This is a genomic window from Moraxella sp. Pampa, from assembly GCF_035181385.1.
Classification (GTDB): Bacteria; Pseudomonadota; Gammaproteobacteria; order Pseudomonadales; family Moraxellaceae; genus Moraxella.
On the sequence record NZ_JAXCJK010000007.1, the window covers coordinates 1 to 5,338 of the forward strand.

Genomic DNA, 5,338 nt, shown 5'->3' on the forward strand with positions numbered 1-5,338 from the left:
CAAAAACCCCCTCCAACAACCGTTGAAGGGGGCTAAATAAGGTGCTGACGATGACCTACTCTCACATGGGCGAACCACACTACCATCGGCGCTAAGACGTTTCACTTCTGAGTTCGGGAAGGGATCAGGTGGTTCCATCTTGCTATTGTCGTCAGCGTAAAAGGATTAACAACGCTGTTATGAGTCTGTTTTTTAAGTTTGTTTCACTTTTTAAGTTAAAAAGTAAATTCATTCAAGATTGATTCAAGCTTGTTAGGTAAAATCTTACACTTACCATTTAACACTGAGTGTTTGATGACTGATTCACAGTATCTAAACCACTTGGGTGTTGTATGGTCAAGCCAAACGGGCAATTAGTATTGGTTAGCTACACACATCGCTGTGCTTCCACACCCAACCTATCAACGTCGTAGTCTACAACGGCCCTTTAGGGAAATCTTATCTTGAGGTGGGCTTCCCGCTTAGATGCTTTCAGCGGTTATCCCATCCGAACGTAGCTACCCGGCAATGCCACTGGCGTGACAACCGGAACACCAGAGGTTCGTCCACTCTGGTCCTCTCGTACTAGGAGCAGATCCTCTCAAATTTCCAACGCCCACGGTAGATAGGGACCGAACTGTCTCACGACGTTCTAAACCCAGCTCGCGTACCTCTTTAAATGGCGAACAGCCATACCCTTGGGACCTGCTTCAGCCCCAGGATGAGATGAGCCGACATCGAGGTGCCAAACACCGCCGTCGATATGAACTCTTGGGCGGTATCAGCCTGTTATCCCCAGAGTACCTTTTATCCGTTGAGCGATGGCCCTTCCATACAGAACCACCGGATCACTAAGACCTACTTTCGTACCTGCTCGACTTGTGGGTCTCGCAGTTAAGCGCGCTTTTGCCTTTATACTCTTTGGACGATTTCCGACCGTCCTGAGCGCACCTTCGTACTCCTCCGTTACTCTTTAGGAGGAGACCGCCCCAGTCAAACTACCCACCATACATTGTCCTTGCTATTGTTATAGCTAAGTTAGAACCCCAACATAACCAGGGTGGTATTTCAAGGTTGGCTCCATAAGGACTGGCGTCCCTACTTCAAAGCCTCCCACCTATCCTACACAAGTTAGGTCAAAGTTCAATGTAAAGCTGTAGTAAAGGTTCACGGGGTCTTTCCGTCTAGCCGCGGGTACACAGCATCTTCACTGCGATTTCGATTTCACTGAGTCTCTGCTGGAGACAGCGCTGCCATCATTATGCCATTCGTGCAGGTCGGAACTTACCCGACAAGGAATTTCGCTACCTTAGGACCGTTATAGTTACGGCCGCCGTTTACTGGGGCTTCGATCAAGAGCTTCGCTTACGCTAACCCCATCAATTAACCTTCCAGCACCGGGCAGGCATCACACCCTATACGTCCACTTTCGTGTTTGCAGAGTGCTGTGTTTTTAATAAACAGTTGCAGCAGCCTGGTATCTGCGACTGCCAACAGCTCAGAAAGCAAGTTTCATCACCATCGGCAGCGTACCTTCTCCCGAAGTTACGGTACCATTTTGCCTAGTTCCTTCAGCAGAGTTCTCTCAAGCGCCTTGGTATTCTCTACCTGACCACCTGTGTCGGTTTCGGGTACGATTTGTTTATGACTATCGCTTAGAAGCTTTTCCTGGAAGCATGGTATTTGCCACTTCGCCAGTAAACTGGCTTGCTATCAGATCTCAGTAATAGTTTAGCGGATTTGCCTACTAAACCTACCTACATCCTTTCACCTGGACAACCAACGCCAGGCTGACATAACCTTCTCCGTCCCTCCATCGCATCATAAACAAGTATTGGAATATTAACCAATTTCCCATCGACTACGCCTTTCGGCCTCGCCTTAGGGGTCGACTCACCCAGCCCCGATTAACGTTGGACTGGAACCCTTGGTCTTCCGGCGTGCGAGCTTTTCACTCGCATTGTCGTTACTCACGTCAGCATTCGCTCTTGTGATACCTCCAGCATACCTTACGATACACCTTCACAGGCTTACACAACGCTCCCCTACCACTTAATTGAAACAATTAAATCCGCAGCTTCGGCTCCTAGTTTGAGCCCCGTTACATCTTCCGCGCAGGCCGACTCGACTAGTGAGCTATTACGCTTTCTTTAAAGGGTGGCTGCTTCTAAGCCAACCTCCTAGCTGTCTGTGCCTTCCCACATCGTTTCCCACTTAACTAGGAATTTGGGGCCTTAGCTGGCGGTCTGGGTTGTTTCCCTCTTGACGACGGACGTTAGCACCCGCCGTCTGTCTCCCGGATAGTACTCATCGGTATTCGGAGTTTGCATCGGTTTGGTAAGTCGGTGTGACCCCCTAGCCGAAACAGTGCTCTACCCCCAATGGTATTCGTCCGAGGCGCTACCTAAATAGCTTTCGGGGAGAACCAGCTATCACCGAGTTTGATTAGCCTTTCACCCCTATCCACAAGTCATCCCCTGGCTTTTCAACGACAGTGGGTTCGGTCCTCCGGTGCCTGTTACGGCACTTTCAACCTGCTCATGGATAGATCACTCGGTTTCGGGTCTATACCCTGCAACTTATCGCCCTATTAAGACTCGGTTTCCCTACGGCTCCCCTATACGGTTAACCTTGCTACAGAATATAAGTCGCTGACCCATTATACAAAAGGTACGCCGTCACGGAACAAGTCCGCTCCGACTGCTTGTATGCACACGGTTTCAGGTTCTATTTCACTCCCCTAACAGGGGTTCTTTTCGCCTTTCCCTCACGGTACTGGTTCACTATCGGTCAGTCAGGAGTATTTAGCCTTGGAGGATGGTCCCCCCATCTTCAGACAAGATTTCACGTGTCTCGCCCTACTTAATATGTCGCATTTGTGATTTCGCATACGGGACTATCACCCACTATGGTTAAACTTTCCAGCTTATTTTGCTATCACAAGTTTGATCGGCTCCTCCCCGTTCGCTCGCCGCTACTGGGGGAATCTCTATTGATGTCTTTTCCTCGGGGTACTGAGATGTTTCACTTCTCCCGGTTTGCCTCCTAACCAAAGGTTAGGATAACCAACTTATGTTGGTTGGGTTTCCCCATTCAGAAATCGCCGGGTCACAGGATATTGCCACCTCACCGACGCTTATCGCAGGCTATCACGTCTTTCATCGCCTCTGACTGCCAAGGCATCCACCATGTGCACTTCATTACTTGACCATACAACCCCAAGGGGTCTATATGGGTAATGTGTAACGATTTACCTAAGTTTACGCTTGATTCAGTTCTCTTTACTTTATCCAATCACCTTCTAAAATAGAAGTGGAGTGTGATTGGAATGGTTAATTATTTGTTGGAATTAAATAATTAACCCAGACTCATATTTTCGTTGTTAAATAATGATATGAACTTCGTCAGTTCATAAAGTTAAAGCATAAATAAGAAATCTTATTTAAATTGCTTATGTATGCTTTTGATGTTTAAATATGGTGGAGTTAAGGAGAGTCGAACTCCTGACCTCCTGCGTGCAAGGCAGGCGCTCTACCAACTGAGCTATAACCCCTAATACTTGGTTAGTATATGGTGGGTCTAATAAGACTTGAACTTATGACCCCCGCGTTATCAACACGGTGCTCTAACCAACTGAGCTATAGACCCGTTTTAAACATCTTCCTAAAGAACAACTTGTTGTGAATTCTTACTAATCAGATAACTTCGTTAAGGAGGTGATCCAGCCGCAGGTTCCCCTACGGCTACCTTGTTACGACTTCACCCCAGTCATCGACCCCACCGTGGTGATCGCCCTCTTGCGTTAGGCTAACCACTTCTGGTGAAATCAACTCCCATGGTGTGACGGGCGGTGTGTACAAGGCCCGGGAACGTATTCACCGCAGCATTCTGATCTGCGATTACTAGCGATTCCGACTTCATGGAGTCGAGTTGCAGACTCCAATCCGGACTACGATAGGCTTTTTGAGATTGGCATCACATCGCTGTGTAGCAACCCTTTGTACCTACCATTGTAGCACGTGTGTAGCCCTGGTCGTAAGGGCCATGATGACTTGACGTCGTCCCCGCCTTCCTCCAGTTTGTCACTGGCAGTATCCTTAGAGTTCCCGACCGAGTCGCTGGTAACTAAGGAAAAGGGTTGCGCTCGTTGCGGGACTTAACCCAACATCTCACGACACGAGCTGACGACAGCCATGCAGCACCTGTATTCTAATTCCCGAAGGCACTCTCGCATCTCTGCAAGATTCTAGATATGTCAAGACCAGGTAAGGTTCTTCGCGTTGCATCGAATTAAACCACATGCTCCACCGCTTGTGCGGGCCCCCGTCAATTCATTTGAGTTTTAACCTTGCGGCCGTACTCCCCAGGCGGTCTACTTATTGCGTTAACTGCGTCACTAAGTCTTCAAGAGACCCAACGACTGGTAGACATCGTTTACGGCGTGGACTACCAGGGTATCTAATCCTGTTTGCTACCCACGCTTTCGAACCTCAGTGTCAGTATGATGCCAGGAAGCTGCCTTCGCCATCGGTATTCCTCCAGATCTCTACGCATTTCACCGCTACACCTGGAATTCTACTTCCCTCTCACCTACTCTAGTTGTCCAGTATCAGATGCAGTTCCCAGGTTAAGCCCGGGGCTTTCACATCTGACTTAAACAACCACCTACGCTCGCTTTACGCCCAGTAATTCCGATTAACGCTTGCACCCTCTGTATTACCGCGGCTGCTGGCACAGAGTTAGCCGGTGCTTATTCTGTGGGTAACGTCAGGGCTATTGGGTATTAACCAATAGCTTTTCCTCCCCACTTAAAGTGCTTTACAACCAAAAGGCCTTCTTCACACACGCGGCATGGCTGGATCAGGGTTTCCCCCATTGTCCAATATTCCCCACTGCTGCCTCCCGTAGGAGTCTGGGCCGTGTCTCAGTCCCAGTGTGGCTGATCATCCTCTCAGACCAGCTACAGATCGTCGCCTTGGTAGGCCTTTACCCCACCAACTAGCTAATCCGACTTAGGCTCATCTATTAGCGAGAGCTAAAAGCCCCCTTTCACCCGTAGGTCGTATGCGGTATTAGCATTCCTTTCGGAATGTTGTCCCCCACTAATAGGCAGATTCCTAAGCATTACTCACCCGTTCGCCACTAATCATATCTAGCAAGCTAGATAATCATCGTTCGACTTGCATGTGTTAAGCCTGCCGCCAGCGTTCAATCTGAGCCATGATCAAACTCTTCAGTTTAATCTTTATAACTAATTAACCCATTGAGTGGGTCAGTCTTGGCTCATTTATTACTAGCAAATTTGCTCATCGTGTAAATGAATTAACTTTGAGTATTTTTGCTTGATAAATGATAATTT

General features: G+C 48.4%; 2 tRNA genes and 3 rRNA genes. All 5 read right to left on the reverse strand.

Annotation, left to right across the window (positions count from 1 at the left end):
- Window positions 1–42 precede the first annotated feature (42 nt).
- A 5S ribosomal RNA gene (rrf, locus tag R0123_RS08480) occupies window positions 43–156 on the reverse strand.
- Between the two features lie 176 nt (window positions 157–332).
- Window positions 333–3,189 (reverse strand): 23S ribosomal RNA (locus R0123_RS08485).
- Window positions 3,190–3,456: 267 nt separating this feature from the next.
- Window positions 3,457–3,532: transfer RNA gene (locus R0123_RS08490), tRNA-Ala, on the reverse strand.
- Between the two features lie 18 nt (window positions 3,533–3,550).
- Window positions 3,551–3,627 (reverse strand) — tRNA-Ile (locus R0123_RS08495).
- 61 nt (window positions 3,628–3,688) lie between these two features.
- Window positions 3,689–5,219: ribosomal RNA gene (locus tag R0123_RS08500) — 16S ribosomal RNA — on the reverse strand.
- Together the 16S, 23S and 5S rRNA genes with 2 tRNA genes alongside form the textbook arrangement of a ribosomal RNA operon.
- Between the last annotated feature and the right edge of the window lie 119 nt (window positions 5,220–5,338).